Annotated in this window: 14 protein-coding genes; 5 read left to right on the forward strand and 9 right to left on the reverse strand. The window is 68.9% G+C overall.

Going from position 1 to position 14,579, the window contains the following annotated elements:
• The first annotated feature begins 110 nt into the window (after positions 1-110).
• From accC to BXU09_RS04215, 3 genes are all read left to right on the forward strand, one after another.
• The gene (gene accC / locus BXU09_RS04205) at positions 111-1,448 is read left to right on the forward strand and encodes an acetyl-CoA carboxylase biotin carboxylase subunit (RefSeq protein ID WP_078300773.1); all 1,338 of its coding nucleotides are present in this window, start codon (positions 111-113) and stop codon (positions 1,446-1,448) included.
• Positions 1,449-1,526: 78 nt separating this feature from the next.
• The gene (locus tag BXU09_RS04210) at positions 1,527-2,096 is read left to right on the forward strand and encodes a class I SAM-dependent methyltransferase (protein ID WP_240501011.1); all 570 of its coding nucleotides are present in this window, start codon (positions 1,527-1,529) and stop codon (positions 2,094-2,096) included.
• Positions 2,097-2,189: 93 nt separating this feature from the next.
• Positions 2,190-2,459, forward strand: a complete 270-nt coding sequence (locus BXU09_RS04215; RefSeq protein WP_078300774.1) for a hypothetical protein — start codon at positions 2,190-2,192, stop codon at positions 2,457-2,459.
• A 200-nt stretch (positions 2,460-2,659) separates the two neighbouring features.
• Here BXU09_RS04215 and acs read toward each other — a convergent pair whose 3' ends face one another.
• The 4 genes from acs to BXU09_RS04235 all read right to left on the reverse strand — a co-directional run bounded on the left by acs (position 2,660) and on the right by BXU09_RS04235 (position 8,124).
• Positions 2,660-4,618 carry an acetate--CoA ligase gene (gene acs / locus BXU09_RS04220; RefSeq protein ID WP_078300776.1) on the reverse strand — a complete coding sequence of 653 codons (1,959 nt, stop codon included), beginning with the start codon at positions 4,616-4,618 and terminating at the stop codon, positions 2,660-2,662.
• A gap of 179 nt (positions 4,619-4,797) precedes the next feature.
• The gene (locus tag BXU09_RS04225; protein WP_078300778.1) at positions 4,798-6,006 is read right to left on the reverse strand and encodes an MFS transporter; all 1,209 of its coding nucleotides are present in this window, start codon (positions 6,004-6,006) and stop codon (positions 4,798-4,800) included.
• A gap of 226 nt (positions 6,007-6,232) precedes the next feature.
• A complete protein-coding gene (locus tag BXU09_RS04230; RefSeq protein ID WP_078300780.1) occupies positions 6,233-7,828 on the reverse strand; it encodes a sodium/solute symporter in 1,596 nt (531 codons plus the stop codon).
• Positions 7,825-8,124 (reverse strand): DUF485 domain-containing protein, encoded by a 300-nt coding sequence (locus tag BXU09_RS04235; RefSeq protein ID WP_078300781.1) that lies wholly within the window; start codon positions 8,122-8,124, stop codon positions 7,825-7,827. The genes BXU09_RS04230 and BXU09_RS04235 overlap by 4 nt, the downstream gene beginning before the upstream one ends.
• 245 nt (positions 8,125-8,369) lie before the next feature.
• Between BXU09_RS04235 and moaA the strand changes: the two genes are divergently transcribed.
• Together moaA and BXU09_RS04245 are read left to right on the forward strand one after the other, a co-directional pair.
• Positions 8,370-9,392 carry a GTP 3',8-cyclase MoaA gene (gene moaA, locus BXU09_RS04240; RefSeq protein WP_078300783.1) on the forward strand — a complete coding sequence of 341 codons (1,023 nt, stop codon included), beginning with the start codon at positions 8,370-8,372 and terminating at the stop codon, positions 9,390-9,392.
• 215 nt (positions 9,393-9,607) lie between these two features.
• Entirely contained in the window at positions 9,608-10,300 is a 693-nt protein-coding gene (locus BXU09_RS04245) for a GntR family transcriptional regulator (RefSeq protein WP_078300785.1), read from the forward strand.
• 127 nt (positions 10,301-10,427) lie between these two features.
• Here BXU09_RS04245 and rplT read toward each other — a convergent pair whose 3' ends face one another.
• The 5 genes from rplT to BXU09_RS04270 form a co-directional block, all read right to left on the reverse strand.
• Complete coding sequence (rplT, locus tag BXU09_RS04250) at positions 10,428-10,781, reverse strand: 50S ribosomal protein L20 (protein ID WP_055362163.1); 354 nt, start codon at positions 10,779-10,781, stop codon at positions 10,428-10,430.
• Positions 10,781-10,984 carry a 50S ribosomal protein L35 gene (rpmI, locus tag BXU09_RS04255; protein ID WP_055362162.1) on the reverse strand — a complete coding sequence of 68 codons (204 nt, stop codon included), beginning with the start codon at positions 10,982-10,984 and terminating at the stop codon, positions 10,781-10,783. Before rpmI ends, rplT begins: the two co-directional genes overlap by 1 nt.
• A 162-nt stretch (positions 10,985-11,146) precedes the next feature.
• A complete protein-coding gene (locus tag BXU09_RS04260) occupies positions 11,147-11,953 on the reverse strand; it encodes a GNAT family N-acetyltransferase (RefSeq protein WP_078300786.1) in 807 nt (268 codons plus the stop codon).
• Between the two features lie 288 nt (positions 11,954-12,241).
• Positions 12,242-12,430 (reverse strand): hypothetical protein, encoded by a 189-nt coding sequence (locus tag BXU09_RS04265; protein ID WP_078300788.1) that lies wholly within the window; start codon positions 12,428-12,430, stop codon positions 12,242-12,244.
• Between the two features lie 110 nt (positions 12,431-12,540).
• Entirely contained in the window at positions 12,541-14,472 is a 1,932-nt protein-coding gene (locus tag BXU09_RS04270) for an alpha-amylase family protein (protein ID WP_078300789.1), read from the reverse strand.
• Positions 14,473-14,579 lie beyond the last annotated feature (107 nt).

A 14,579-nucleotide genomic window follows, 5' to 3' on the forward strand; every position in this document is an offset into this window, starting at 1 on the left:
AGTCGCGCAGATGAAGGGGTGGGCCGGGCGACGTTCCCGGTGCTCCCCGGAATCGGAGCGGCTCAGAACTCAGCCGACCGAGGTTCGTCTCCCAACCGCTGGAGGCATGCATGTTCAAGAAGATCCTGATCGCCAACCGTGGCGAGATTGCCCTGCGCGTCATCCGGACGGCGCGGGAGATGGGTATCAAGACGGTCGTGGTGTACTCCACCGCCGACGAGAAGAGCCTGCCGGTCCTGCTGGCCGACGAGTCGGTGTGCGTGGGCCCGCCCGCCAGTAACCAGTCGTACCTGAACATCCCGAACATCCTCTCGGCCGCCCTGATGACCGGTGCGGAAGGCATTCACCCCGGGTACGGCTTCATGGCCGAGAACCCGGACTTCGCCGAGATGTGCCGCGAGCACGGCATCACGTTCATCGGCCCGACCCCCGAGAGCATGCGTGCCCTCGGCTCCAAGGCCGGCGGGCGCGAGATCGCCGCCATGAGCAACGTGCCCGTCGTGCCCGGCACCGGCGTGCTGGAAGACACGGACGCCGCCCTGCTGGCCGCCAAGCAGATCGGCTACCCGGTGCTGCTCAAGGCCAGCGCCGGCGGCGGCGGACGCGGCCAGAAAGTCATCCGCACGCAGGACGAACTCGCCAAGGGCTTCGCGCAGGCGCAGGAAGAAGCCAAGCTGTACTTCGGCGACCCCGCCCTCATCATGGAAAAATTCCTGGAGGAATTCCGGCACGTCGAGGTGCAGGTCATGGGCGACGGCAACGGCCACGTGATCCACATCGGCGAACGCGACTGCTCCATCCAGCGGCGCAACCAGAAACTCATCGAGGAAGCCCCCAGCACCCTCCCGGACACGCTGCGTCAGGAGATCCTCGCGGCGGGCGTGCGCCTCGCCAAGCACGTCAACTACGCCGGGGCCGGCACGCTGGAATTCATCGTGGACCGCGACGGCAACTACTACTTCATGGAGATGAACACCCGCATCCAGGTGGAACACTGCGTCTCCGAGGAAATCTCGGGCCTGGACTTCGTGAAACTGCAACTGGAAATCGCGTCCGGCCACGGCCTGAGCATCCAGCAGGACGACGTGGTGCTACGCGGACACGCCATCGAATGCCGCCTGAACGCCGAAGACCCCGACAAGGACTTCCGCCCGGCCGCCGGGAAAATCGAGGACGTGCACTTCGCCGGCGGCCCCGGCGTGCGCGTGGACAGCCACTGCTACACCGGCTATGTGATCCCCCCCCACTACGACAGCCTGATCGGCAAACTGATCGTCCACCACGACACCCGCGAGCAGGCGATCAGCCGCATGAAACGCGCCCTGGAAGAAACCGTCATCCAGGGACCCAAAACCACCATTCCGCTATACGTGAAGATCATGGACAACCCCTTCTACAAACGCGGGGCCGTCATGACCAACTTCCTGAAAACCCGGATGGAGATGTAGGAGCCGATGGCAGATGGTCGGAGGCAGATGGCTGGGGGGCACCCGGCGTCTGCCTCTGCCCGTTTGGGGGAGCGTGACGTGCGGCTCTCGCACCTGTGTGGGCGGGCGTGGCCGGAGGGTGCGCTGCTGGACGCGCTGAAACTCTCCCCTTCCCTGGACGTGCTGGATGTGGGAGCGGGGGACGGTCGGCTGGTGCGGGAGCTGGCGCGGCGGGGGCACGCGGGCCGGGTGGTGGGGGTCGATCCCACGCCGGGGCCGGGCGTGCAGCCCGCGCACGCGGAGGCGTTGCCGTTCCCGGATGCGAGCTTCGACGTGGTGCTGTTCGCGCGGGTTCTGGCCCACCTGCCCGATCAGGCCAGAGCGCTGGCGGAAGCGCGGCGCGTGCTGCGGCCCGGCAGACGGGTGTGGGTGGCAACGCACGGTCCGGCGCACCTGCGGGCCACCTGGGCGGCGCTGGGCCAGCCTCTGGCACCTGGGAAGGCGCATCCGGAACCCGCGTTGACCCTCACCTGCCCGCTCACGCTGACCGCAGACGACGCCCAGTTCCTGCTCGGCACGTACGGGGAAGAGGCGGAGGTTTCCCCCCACCTCTTCCCCGTTCAGGACGCCGCGCAGCTGCTGATCTGGAGGCACTCTCCGTCTCTGTGATGCCAGCTGGCCAGTCGGGGGCCTGCCGGTTGGCCAGCCGCTCCGGTCAACCGGCCAGTTCCGTGGCCGCGCGACGGGGCGCATGCTGCGGGCATGCTTCCTGCCGACCTGCATCAGGCGCTGCGGCCCCTGCTTCCGGAACTTCAGACCCAGCTGCTCGGGGGGTGCCGCCCGGACCCGCTGCGGCACCTGGACATTCAGGTGTCCGCGAAACCCAGTGGGACCGTCACGTTGACTGTTCGCGCCGCGCACGAGGGGGCCCGCTGGGGCCGTACGGCCAGCGTGGACCTGCACCCGCAGTGGTGTGAGGATCATCTGGAACTGCGGGCCGATCCGCCCGAGTACGCGCTCAGCGGCACCTGATACGGACTGCCGTTTGTTTCGCCGACAATCCGGGACTTCACCGGATTGCCAGCTCCACGTCCGGAACCCGCCCCGCTCCCACTCGCTTCGCTCGGACCCAGCGGGCTTTGCAGCCCATTCAATCGGAGTCCGCATGAACCAGAAAGCGCGCCGCGATATCCCACCAGAGGCGATATCGCGGCGCGCGGCCCTGACGGCGCTTACACGGGTTGCGTGGCGGCGATGCGGTCGAGCACGCCGGGGTCTTCGAGGGTACTCGTGTCGCCCTGGATTTCTTTTCCGGCGGCGATCTGGCGCAGGAAGCGGCGCATAATCTTGCCGCTGCGGGTTTTGGGCAGGGCGTCGGCGACGTAGATGGCGTCGGGGCGGGCGAGCGCGCCGATCTCGCGGCTGACGTGGGCGCGCAGTTCGGCGGGGTCGATGGTGCGGTCGCCCTGCGGGAGGACGAACGCGACGACGCATTCGCCTTTCACGTCGTCGGGGCGGCCGACGACGGCGGCCTCGGAGACGCTGGGGTGGGCGACGAGGGCGGATTCGATCTCCATGGTGCCGAGGCGGTGGCCGCTGACGTTCAGGACGTCGTCCACGCGGCCGGTCACGGTGATGTACCCGTCGGCGTCGCGGCGGGCGCCGTCCCCGGCGAAGTACACGCCCTCGATTTCACCCCAGTAGCTCTTGCGGTAGCGGTCGTCGTCGCCGTACACGGTGCGGAGCATGCTGGGCCAGGGGCGTTTGATGACCAGCAGGCCGCCGTCGTCGGGGCCGAGTTCCTCGCCGGTGTGGGTCATGATGGCGGGTTCGATGCCGAACATGGGCAGGCCCGCGCTGCCGGGTTTGCTGGGGTGCGCGCCGGGCAGGGTGGTCAGCATGATGGAGCCGGTCTCGGTCTGCCACCAGGTATCCACGACCGGGCAGCGCCCGCCGCCGATGGTGCGCCAGTACCACATCCACGCTTCGGGGTTGATGGGTTCCCCGACCGAGCCGAGCAGGCGCAGGCTGCTCAGGTCGCGGCTTGCGGGCAGTTCGTCGCCCTGGCGCATGATGGCGCGGATGGCGGTGGGCGCGGTGTACAGGATGGTCACGCGGTGTTTCTGCACGATGTCCCAGAAGCGGCCCCAGTCGGGGTGGTTGGGGGCGCCCTCGTACATGACGACGGTCGCGCCGTTCAGGAGGGGGCCGTACACGCTGTAGGAGTGGCCGGTGATCCAGCCGACGTCGGCGGTGCACCAGTACACGTCGTCGTCGCGCAGGTCGAACACGGCCTGGGTGGTCAGGTACGTGCCGACCATGTACCCGCCGGTGGTGTGCTGCACGCCCTTGGGTTTGCCGGTACTGCCGGAGGTGTACAGGATGAACAGCGGGTGCTCGCTGTCCAGAGGGGCGGCCTCGTGGTCGTCGCTGGCGGCGTTCAGGGCGTCGTGCCAGAACACGTCGCGGCCCTCCTGCATAGGCGCGTCGCAGTCGGCGCGGCACACGACCAGCATCTTCTCCAGGCCCGGCGCGAGCGCGGCGGCGGCGTCGGCGTTCGCCTTGAGGTTCACCAGCGCGCCGCGTCGCTGCCCGGCGTCGGCGGTGATCAGCACGCGGCTCTGCGCGTCGGTGATGCGGTCGGCCAGGGCGCTGACCGAGAACCCGCCGAACACCACTGAATGCACCGCGCCGATGCGGGCGCAGGCGAGCATGGCGATGGCCGCCTCGGGCACCAGGGGCAGGTACAGGGTCACGCGGTCGCCGGGCTGCACGCCCAGGTTCAGCAGGGCGTTCGCGGCCCGTTTGACCTCGCGCAGCAGCTCGGCGTACGTGTAGGTGCGGACCTCGCCGTCCTCGCCTTCCCAGACGACCGCGCGCTTGTCGCCCAGGCCGCGCGCCACGTTGCGGTCCAGGGCGTTGAAGGCGATGTTCGTCTGCCCGCCCACGAACCACTGCGCGTGCGGCGGCTGCCAGTCGAGGACCTGCGTCCAGGGTTTGAACCAGTGCAGCTCTCCGGCCACGCCACTCCAGAAGGTGTCGGGATCGTCGAGGCTCTGGCGGTACAGACGCTCGTAGTCCTCGGCGGAGTAGCGGGCGCGCTCGCGGAAGGCGTCACTGGGCGCGATGACACGCTCCTCGTGCAGCAGGGCGTCGATGTGGTCGCTGGCGGGCATGGGGGACTGGGTCATGCGGGGGACCTCCGGGGACGGCGGGAGCAGGGTGCGCGGGCGCACCGGACAGTGGGACGGTCGGGTTGTGTGTGCCGTCACTGTACTCGCGTCCGGTGGGAATCCGGATGGAACGGGCGCGCAGGTACCGCGCCGGTACTGCACCCGGTTCAAGTTCATGGGGTTCAAGTGCATGGAGTTCAGGCCAGGGCTTCCTGCTGCCGCTGGAGCAGGCGACCCCGCACGCGGCCTTCCAGGGCCAGCAGCAGCAGCGCCGCCAGGAGGGCCAGTCCAGCGATCACGACCCACATCCCGCCCGCGCCCAGAGACTGCAGGAGCGCGCCGCCCAGCAGCGGGGCCAGCAGGGTCGCCAGGCCCGCCATGCTGCCCACCAGTCCGATGTACGTGCCGCGCTGAGCGGGCGGCCCCAGTTCGCTGATGATCGTCTTGCTGATGCCGTACGCGATGATCTCCCCGACGGTCCAGACCGCGACGGCCAGCATGTGCGCCCACAGGGTGTGCGCCACGGCGTGCCCCAGGAAGCCTGCGCCCAGCAGCGCGGCGCCCAGCGCCTGCCAGCGCGGGTGGCCACTGCGGGCGATCAGGTGCCCCAGTGGCAGGCCCAGCAGGACGACCAGGGCGCCGTTCACGGCGAGAACCTGTCCGTACTGCACGGCGCTGAAGCCCTGCTGCGCGAACACCACGGCCAGCACCTTGTAACTCTGGTACGTCAGGCCGAACAGCAGCGAGGCGAGGCAGAACTGCCACAACAGCAGGTCGCGTGGCAGCAACGGGCGGGCGTGTGCCCCCGCGTTGCGGGCGGGCCGGGCAGTGCGGGGATACAGCAGCGCCAGCAGCAGCGCGTAGGCGCCCATGGTGGCGGCGTCCAGCCAGAACAGCAGCCGCATGGACCGCCCGGCCAGCCAGCCACCCAGGATGGGCGCGGTGGCGGCCCCGACGTTGATCGCCCAGTACAGCAGGTTGTACGCGCGGGTCCGCTGCGCGCCCTGCGTGAGTTCCGCGACGGCGGTGCTCGCAGCGGGTTTGTACAGCGCCGACAGCAGCGAGAAGCCCAGCACGCCCGCCGCCGTCCACCAGAAGCCCTGCGCCACCGACAGCGCCAGGATCATGACGGCCCCGCCGCTCAGGGCGAGGATCATGGTGAAGGCCGGGCCGCGCCGGTCGGTCAGCGCCCCGCTGAGGCCCTCAGAGACGAAGCGGCCCAGGCCCAGCATCGCCAGGATCACGCTGACCTGCGTGACGCTCAGCTGCCCCTGCGCCGTCAGGTAGAAACCCAGCAGCGGGACCACGAACTCGCCCAGGCGGTTGAGCAGCGTGCCCCACCACAGCACCCAGAATCCGGTCGGGTAGGCGCGGGCAGCGTGGGTCAGGGCAGTCACACGCGTCATGCTAGGCCACGTTGCGAGCGGGCGCGTCCGCAACTCGGCAGAAGGGGCCCGGCTGCCGCGTGGCGTCCGGGCCCCCTCCTCTGTGCGGGTCATACGGACTGCCGTTTGTTTCGCCAACAATCCGGAACTTCACCGGATTGCCGGCTCCACGTCCGGAACCCGCCCCGCTCCCACTCGCTTCGCTCGGATTGAATGGGCTGCAAAGCCCATTCAATCCGAGGCCGTATCAGTCGTGCGCGGCGACGGTGCCGTCGGTGCCGGCGCCGGTGTACGCGCGGAACTGCATGTCCTCGAAGTCGCGTTCGTCCTGTGCGGTGTTGCGGCGGGCCGCGCCGATCATGGTGCCGATGTACGCGAACAGGAATCCGGCGGGAATGCTGATCAGTCCGGGGTTCTCCAGCGGGAAGATGGCGTTGGCCTGGATCAGGTGACGGCCGGTGGTCAGGGTATCCGGGTCGATCTTCATGATGTTGGGGCTGAGGGCGATCAGCAGCAGCGTGAACAGGATGCCGCCCACGATGCCCCACAGGGCGCCGGTGGCGTTGAATTTCCGCCAGAACAGCGTGAACAGGATGACGGGCAGGTTGGCGCTGGCGGCCAGCGCGAACGCCAGCGCGACCAGGAACGCCACGTTCTGCGTCTTGGCGAGCAGGCCCAGGATGATCGCGGCGATGCCGACGCCGACGGTGGCCATGCGGGCCACACGGAACTGGTCTTTCTCGCTGGCCTGCCCGCCTTTCAGGACGCCGTTGTAGATGTCGTGCGTGAAGCTGGTGCTGGCGCTAATGGTCAGGCCGGCGACGACCGCGAGGATGGTGGCGAAGGCGACAGCGGTCACGAAAGCCAGGCCGAATTCTCCGCCGACGGTGCCGGCCCCGCCGAACAGTGCCTGCGCGAGCAGCGGCGCGGCCATATTCCCGGCGGCGTTGGCCTGCACGATAGCTTCCTTGCCCAGCAGGACGTTCGCGGCGTTGCCCATGAAGGCAGTCATGACGTAGAACGCGCCGATCAGGACCATGGCCCACACGACGCTCTTGCGGGCGTCCTGGGCGGTGGGCACCGTGAAGAAGCGCACCAGGATGTGCGGCAGTCCGGCCGTGCCGAGCACCAGCGCGAGGCACAGGCTGATCAGGTCGATGGGGTTGGTGTACTTCACGCCGGCACCCAGGAATTCCGCGCCGTTTCTGGCCTCGGCCTGACCGAGCAGGTTCGAGAAGCTCCAGCCGAAGCGGTTGAGAATCAGGACGGTCATGACGATGGTGGCGAACATCAGCAGCACGGCCTTGATGATCTGCACCCAGGTGGTGGCGAGCATGCCGCCCACCACGACATACACGATCATCAGGACGCCCACGAGCGGAATGGCGACGTCCGCGCTGATCGCGCCCTTGGAGAGCAGGCTGATCAGGCTGCCGGCCCCGACGACCTGCGCGATCATGTAGAAGGTGCTGATCACGATGGTGCTGACGGCGGCGTAGGTGCGCACGCGGGGGTCTTTCAGGCGGTAGACCAGCATGTCGGCCAGGGTGTACTTGCCGAGGTTGCGCAGCGGTTCGGCCACGATGAACAGGACGGTCAGGTACGCGATGAACCACCCGACCGAGTACATGAACCCGTCGTAACCGTTCAGGGCGATCAGGCCCGTGATGCCCAGGAAGCTGGCGGCACTCATGTAGTCCCCGGCGATGGCGATGCCGTTCTGCGTGGCGCTGATGCGGCCGCCGGCCACGTAGAAGTCGCCGGCGCTGGTGTTGCGCCGGGAGGCCCAGAAGGTGACGGCCAGGGTGATGGCGACGATCAGCGCGGAAAGCAGCAGGGTCACTGGCGGGCCTCTTGCGCGAGGCGGTCGAAGGTGCGGGCCTTGACGATGTACACGTACGCCATGATCCAGCCCATGGCGAACTCGGCGAATGCCAGCACGTACCCGAAGGTGACGTTCCCGAAGACCTTGGTGGCCATCAGGGGCTTGTTATAGCCGGCCAGGACGGGCAGCAGGAAGTACAGCACCAGGAACGCGACGGTCATGATGACGGTGAAGGAGTTGCGCTGCGCGACCAGTTGCTGGTACGAGGCGTTTCTCGGAGTGGTCTGGCCGGGCTGAACGCTGGATACGGTCATATGAACCTCCTGAAGGGGTGCGCCGGGGAAACCGCACTCAGGCGAACGGCCGTCTGAGCGTAGAAAAACTGTGTGGTCTGACGGCCAGCGTAGAAGTCCGTTCAATCAAAAGCAATGAACCCGGTCCAAGATCTTCGTTCCTGTGTCCGGAACATGCGCCGCTGACCGGGCCGCTCGCTGGCCTGCGCCGCGAATGGCGGCGTTCCCGCCAATTGGTGGCCCCTGGGCGGGTATGCTGCGGGTCAATGCTCGTCGACCAGTTGGGGCGTCCCCTCCGTGACCTGCGGATCAGCGTGACTGACCGCTGCAATCTGCGCTGCACCTACTGCATGCCGGCCGAGGTGTTCGGCCCGGAGTACGCCTTTCTGCCGCGCGCCGAACTGCTGAGTTTCGAGGAGATCGAGCGGCTGGCGGGCGCGTTCGTGGCGCTGGGGGTGCGCAAGCTGCGCGTCACGGGCGGCGAACCCACCCTGCGGCGCGACCTGCCGGACCTGATCGGGCGGCTTTCCGGGATCGCGGGCGTGCAGGACGTCGCGATGACCACCAACGGGCTGCTGCTGCCGCGCCTGGCGGCCGACCTGAAGGCGGCGGGCCTGAACCGCGTGACGGTCAGCATCGACAGCCTCGACCCCGAGGTGTTCGGGCGCATGAACGGCCTGGGAACGCACCCGCAGAAAGTACTGGACGGCATCGAGGCGGCCCTGACGGCGGGGCTGGGGGTGAAGATCAACACGGTCGTGCAGCGCGGCGTGAACGACGCGGGCCTGCGCGAGCTGTGGCTGGCGCTGCGGGATCTGGCGCCGGTGCGCTTCATCGAGTTCATGGACGTGGGCAACCACAACGGCTGGAACATGGACAGCGTGGTGCCCAGCCGCGAGGTACTGGCGCGGCTCGCGGGCGACGACCTGCGGTTTGCGCCGGTGAATCCCGAGTACCGGGGCGAGGTCGCCGCGCGCCACACCGACGGGCAGGGGCACGAGGTGGGCCTGATCAGTTCCGTGACCGCGCCGTTCTGCGGGGACTGCTCGCGGGCGCGGATCTCGGCGGTGGGGACGCTGTACACCTGCCTGTTCGCGGGAAGCGGCACGGACCTGCGCGGCCCGATGCGCGGCGAACCGGGCGGGGTTCCGCTGTCCGGCGCGGCCCTGCAGGATCTGATCGCGGGGGTATGGGCGGCGCGCCGGGACCGGTACAGTGAAGAGCGGGGGGAGGCGACCGCCGCAGGAGCGCGCGCCGCCAAGGTCGAGATGTCGCACATCGGCGGCTGAGCCCTGACGCCACCCGCGCCTGACCTTGCAGGTGGTGTGCTGCGGCCGGTTTTTCAGTCTTTTTGATCCAGGTTCAGGGATCGGGCATAGCGCGTGACAGGCTGCCTAACGAGCGTTGTACCGCCCCGCGTGACAGCTAGACAACCTTGTGTACTTCTGACACTAACCTTAAGATGAGCCTGGCTCCGCCCGCCAGCGGACACCCGGAGGGATGCATGGCGAAGTACCCGCTTATCAAGACCACCCTGAAAGACCGCCTGCTCGGCGGCCACTACGCCGAGGGACTCCCCCTGCCCAGCGAACCGCAGCTGGCCCGCGAATTCGAAGTGTCCCGCATGACCGCCCGCCGCGCCATCGACGAACTGGAACGCGAAGGTTACGTCTACCGCGTGCAGGGCGCCGGCACCTTCCCCACCGGCAAACGCTTCCGGCAGGGCATGTTCCGCGTCCGCCCCTTCAAGGAATGGGCCCGCCACCCCGACCACCGCACCACCGTCCTGCGCGCCATGCAGATCGAGGCCACGCCCGAGATCGCCATCGTGCTGCAGATCCAGCCCGGCGACCCCGTCATCTTCATCCACCGCCTGCGCAACGCCGGCGACGAGGCCCTGGTCATCGAGAAACGCTACATCAACGCGGCCCTCGCCCCGCAGCTGCTCGACCATAACCTCGCCGCCGAGAGCATCCACGAAACCATGATCAGCATGGGCGTTCCCCTGCAACGGGTGGAACAGAACCTCGAGGCCGTCAACCTCCGCCAGGAGGAAGCCGAACTGCTGCGCGTCCCCATCGGCACCGCCGCGTTCCTGCTGCGCCGCACCACCTACAGCGGCCAGAAACGCGCCAGCTACGTCAACTACTGGGTGCGCGGCGACCGCTACGCCTTCCAGGACACCTTCGAGCCGTAAGGCCGGGCAACGCCATACAGGCACAAGGCCGGGGTAATCACTCCCCGGCCTCTTTGCGCCTTCCCCAGCTGATACGAATACCGCCGCCCCCGTTTCCGGAAGGGCGGCGGCGTTCGTGTCAGCCGTTTTACTTGCTGTTCTTGGCCGCTTCGACCAGGGCCTTGAAGGCCTCGGGCTCACGGGCGGCGATGTCGGCCAGGACCTTGCGGTTCAGGTCGATGTTCGCGCGCTTCAGGCCACCGATGAAGGTGGAGTAGTTCATGCCGTGCAGGCGGGCGCCGGCGTTGATACGCTGGATCCACAGGCGACGGAAGTCACGCTTCTTGTTGCGGCGATCGCGGTACTCGTAGGTCGCGGCGTTCAGCAGGGTCTGGAACGCGTTGCGGTACTGCTTGCTGCGGCTGCCCCAGAAGCCCTTGGCGCGCTTCAGGACCTTCTTGTGACGGCGGCGGCGGACGGTGCCGGTCTTGACGCGAGGCATTATTTACCTCCGTAGGGCAGCATCTTCTTCATGCGGGCCCATTCGCTCTGGGCGAGCACGAAGCCCTTGCCCTTGCCGCGGATGGTGTTTCCGCTCTTCTTGGTGTTCTGGTGGCGCTTGCCACTCTTGAATGCCATGACCTTGCCGGTGCCGGTGATCTTGATCCGGCGCGAGGCGCTTTTCAGAGTCTTCATCTTGGGCATGGTGCCCTCCTTACGTAGTCCAGTCGCAGTCCCGCTGGCGGGCGCTTCTGTCTGGGGTTCGGGCCGCTTCTCGCTGGAAGCCGTTGGTCGCCCTGCCCCACTTGACCAAGAGAGAACTATACGCGAGCGCGCGCAGGCGGGTCAAGGGGAAGAGCAGGCCGCTCAGTGCTGCCGGTAGTACTGCTGGGTGCTGAGCAGCACGCTGCCGCTGCGTTCAAAGGTGCGGCGCATGGCGTGGTTGCCAGCGTCGGTGCCGCCCGTGTGCGAGGCGAAGGTCTGCGCGGCCACGCCCAGCAGGTGTGCGTGCAGCCGCGCGCCGTACCCGCACCCACGGTGCGCGGGCCGCACGCCGATCAGGTCGAGGCCCGCCTCGCCGGGGCGGCCGCCGGGGCCGGTCGCGCCGAGGGCCAGCACCTGACCCTCCCGGCGCAGGGCGTGCAGGGTCCAGCCCTCGGCGGCCTCCCAGTCCGGGCGGCCCAGCTCCCGCAGGGCCTCGTGCACGCCGGGATCGTCCGGACTGACGGCCGTCACGTCCGGGTCGGGCGCGTGGGGCCGGCCGCGCAGGTCCGTGCGGTAGATCACATGCTGCGAGTCGGGCACCCAGCCGGCCTGCACCGCCTCCGCTGGGCGCGGCGTGACCAGCGTGTCGTCCAGCAGCAGTTGCCGGTCGGGGGTATCCGAGACGCGGCGGCGCAGTTCACGCAGGAACGCAGTCAGGGCGTCGGCGGGCGTGTCCGCGCGGTAGGTGGGAAACAGGGGCACGCGGGCGTTCGGCCCGACGAAGCACACGCCCTGCACGGCACCGTCAGTGCGCAGCAGCAGGAACCGCGCCGGGTCGAGTTGACCGGCCCGCACGCGCTCCTGTGTGACGCTCAACCGGCGGGCCGCCTCGGCCGGGTCGGGGTGCAGGGCGTGAATGTCGGCCAGCGTGTCGGGCGTGGCCGCCTGAAGGGTAAAAGCAGTGGACATGAAGTGACCTCGGGGCAGGAGCCGGGTCAGTGGGACGCGCCGGGACTCCGGGCCATGAATCTGGGCAGAGTCAGAGTCCGGATCAGGCGGCCATGACCCCGGCAGGAACGGTGGGCACGGAACGGGCAGCGGTCTGAAGTCGCGTCATGGGAACCTCCGGTACAGCAGTGGGATGCCGCGCAGCGTAGCGCAGGCGGGTGCAGAAGAAGACCGCACCTGAGCGCGGCCCCCCGGACAGGGCGGGGAGCGGCGGGTGCAGTTCCGGGGTGCGCCGTCAGCCGCAGGAGTTCAGCGGCGCGGTGGGGGTTTCCCCGCCTGCCGGATAGACGTCAGGAGTCTGCCGACCGCCTGCGCGACCTGAGCGGCGTCGCGGCGGACCTGCGGGTCGCGGCTCAGGTGCGTGAGGCGTTCGGCGGCGCTGCGGGCGGCGTCCAGGAGTGTCTCGGTAGGAATCCTGATGGGGCGCTTTCGGGTCATGGGCGGACCTCCGGGCGCGGGGTCGCGCCGCTTTCATCCTGCCTGCCCGGCCGGGCCGTTGGTGGGCGGGGGCCCATGAAGCCTTCACGCTCCGCCGTGTTGCCCTCTGTTCAGCTCTGCGTGAGCCACAGCGCGCGGTACGGTTCGAGCGTGACGGTGCCGCCGCCCAGGTTGAAGGCGGTGGCGGCGATGTGGTCGCGGGCGTGGTCGCCCAGGTGGTCGCGCAGCGCCCAGGCGGGGAAGTTGATGGTGTGTTCGCTGAAGTTGTACGCGGCCAGCATGACCCCCTGCGGGTGGTCGCGGCGCAGCAGCAGCACGCAGGGGTCCGGGCTGGGGACGGGGCGGCTCTCGACACTGGCGTGCAGGTGCGGCAGGCCCTGGCGGACGCTGATCAGGCGGCGCAGTCCGGCGTTCACGCGACCGTGCGGGGTGCCGGGGTTGGCCTGGGCGTCGGCGGCGCGCTCCCAGTCCATGCGGGGGCGGTGCAGCCAGCGGTTGTCGGCGGCGTGTTCGGGCACGGCAGCGAATGAGTAGTCGTTCAGGAGCGCCAGTTCGTCGCCCATGTACAGCAGCGGTACGCCGCCGAAGGCCAGGGTGACGGCGTGCAGCAGCAGCAGTCTCCGGACGGCGTCGTCGGTGCGGCGGGGGTCGGCGGCGTCCAGCGCGGCTTCCAGGCCGGCGAGGCTGGCGGCCGTGCCGCTGATGCGGCGGTCGCCGGTCTGCGGGTTGAACTGGAAGACCATGCCGCGCGCGAAGGTGCCGGGGTGCTCGCCGCTGTAGAAGTCGCTCAGGAAGTGCCGGTGGGCGGCGCCGTCCAGTCCGGCGCGGCTGGCGTCGGCGTCGCTGATGGCCCAGCCGATGTCGTCGTGGCAGCGGACGTACATGCCCCAGGTGGTGCTGGTGGGTTTGGGCGGGAAGGCCTGGAGCGCCCCGGCGAACAGGCGGGCGTCGCGGCTGGCAAGGCTGCTCCAGAGTTGCACCATCAGCGAGTTGTGGTACGCCATGTCACTGACCCGCCCGTGGTGCTCACCGGTCCCGAGGTAGTGGATCAGGTCGGCGGGCGCGACGATGGCCTCGGCCTTGAAGGCCACGGCAGGCGCGACGATGCGGGCGCAGGCGCGCAGTGCCTGGGTGATGTGATGCACTTCCGGCTGGTTCTGACAGTCGGTGCCCAGGCGTTTCCACATGAACGCGATGGCGTCCAGGCGGAAGACCTCCACGCCCCGGTTGGCGAGGTGCAGGATGATGTCCACGAACTCGGCCAGCACGCTGGGGTTACTCCAGTTCAGGTCCCACTGGTAGGTGTTGAAGGTCGTCCAGACCCACCCGCCGGCCTCCTCGTTCCAGGTGAAGTTGCCGGGCGCGAAGTCCGGGAACACCTCGGGCAGGGTGCGTTCGTAGGCGTCGGGAACGGTGCGGTCCGGGAAGACATGGAAGTACTCGCGGTACGTGGCGTCCCCGGCGCGGGCCTTGCGGGCCCACTCGTGCTCCTGCGCCACGTGGTTCAGCACGAGGTCCAGCACCAGGCTCACGCCGCGCGGGCGCAGGTCGGCGGCCAGGGCGGACAGGTCGTCCATGCTGCCCAGGTCGCTGCGCACGGCGCGGTAGTCGGCCACGGCGTACCCGCCGTCGTTCTCGCCGGGGCGGGGTTGCAGCAGCGGCATCAGGTGCAGGTACGTGACGCCCAGGTCCTGCAGGTAATCCAGGTGTTCGCGCACACCTTTCAGGGTCCCGGCAAAGCGGTCGGTGTACGCCACGTACCCGAGCATGCTGGGGTCCTGTAGCCAGTCGGGGCGCAGCAGGCGGGTCTCGTCCAGCCGTTTCAGGTCGGCGGGTCGGGCGTGGTAGGCGTGCAGCATGAGTTCCAGCAGGCGGTCCATCAGCGCGGGGGCGGCGTCGCCGTAGGTGGCCTGCAGGCTGGCCTTCAGTTCCGGGCCGTAGCGGTCGAGGCGCAGCAGGAAGGTGTCCGCGTCGCGGTCATCGTCGAAGGCCTGACGAAGTTGACCGGCCAGCAGCGTCCGGAAGGGGTCGGGTTGCGGCATACCCTGACAGCATAAACATTTTTGGAACTGTTTCCAATATGCCGGGGCTGGCCCAGCTCCGGTCCCGGCCACCCCTCCTTCCGCATCGTGCGGCCGCAGATCAGCGC

This window comes from Deinococcus sp. LM3 (genome assembly GCF_002017875.1).
GTDB lineage: Bacteria > Deinococcota > Deinococci > Deinococcales > Deinococcaceae > Deinococcus.

What these genes read in the sequence shown, in the direction of transcription:
- accC (WP_078300773.1), top strand. Translation starts at nt 111, where the DNA reads ATGTTCAAGAAGATCCTGATCGCCAACCGTGGCGAGATTGCCCTGCGC.
- BXU09_RS04215 (WP_078300774.1), top strand. Translation starts at nt 2,190, where the DNA reads ATGCTTCCTGCCGACCTGCATCAGGCGCTGCGGCCCCTGCTTCCGGAA.
- acs (WP_078300776.1), bottom strand. Translation starts at nt 4,618, where the DNA reads ATGACCCAGTCCCCCATGCCCGCCAGCGACCACATCGACGCCCTGCTG.
- BXU09_RS04225 (WP_078300778.1), bottom strand. Translation starts at nt 6,006, where the DNA reads ATGACGCGTGTGACTGCCCTGACCCACGCTGCCCGCGCCTACCCGACC.
- BXU09_RS04235 (WP_078300781.1), bottom strand. Translation starts at nt 8,124, where the DNA reads ATGACCGTATCCAGCGTTCAGCCCGGCCAGACCACTCCGAGAAACGCC.
- moaA (WP_078300783.1), top strand. Translation starts at nt 8,370, where the DNA reads ATGCTCGTCGACCAGTTGGGGCGTCCCCTCCGTGACCTGCGGATCAGC.
- BXU09_RS04245 (WP_078300785.1), top strand. Translation starts at nt 9,608, where the DNA reads ATGGCGAAGTACCCGCTTATCAAGACCACCCTGAAAGACCGCCTGCTC.
- rplT (WP_055362163.1), bottom strand. Translation starts at nt 10,781, where the DNA reads ATGCCTCGCGTCAAGACCGGCACCGTCCGCCGCCGCCGTCACAAGAAG.
- rpmI (WP_055362162.1), bottom strand. Translation starts at nt 10,984, where the DNA reads ATGCCCAAGATGAAGACTCTGAAAAGCGCCTCGCGCCGGATCAAGATC.
- BXU09_RS04260 (WP_078300786.1), bottom strand. Translation starts at nt 11,953, where the DNA reads ATGTCCACTGCTTTTACCCTTCAGGCGGCCACGCCCGACACGCTGGCC.
- BXU09_RS04265 (WP_078300788.1), bottom strand. Translation starts at nt 12,430, where the DNA reads ATGACCCGAAAGCGCCCCATCAGGATTCCTACCGAGACACTCCTGGAC.
- BXU09_RS04270 (WP_078300789.1), bottom strand. Translation starts at nt 14,472, where the DNA reads ATGCCGCAACCCGACCCCTTCCGGACGCTGCTGGCCGGTCAACTTCGT.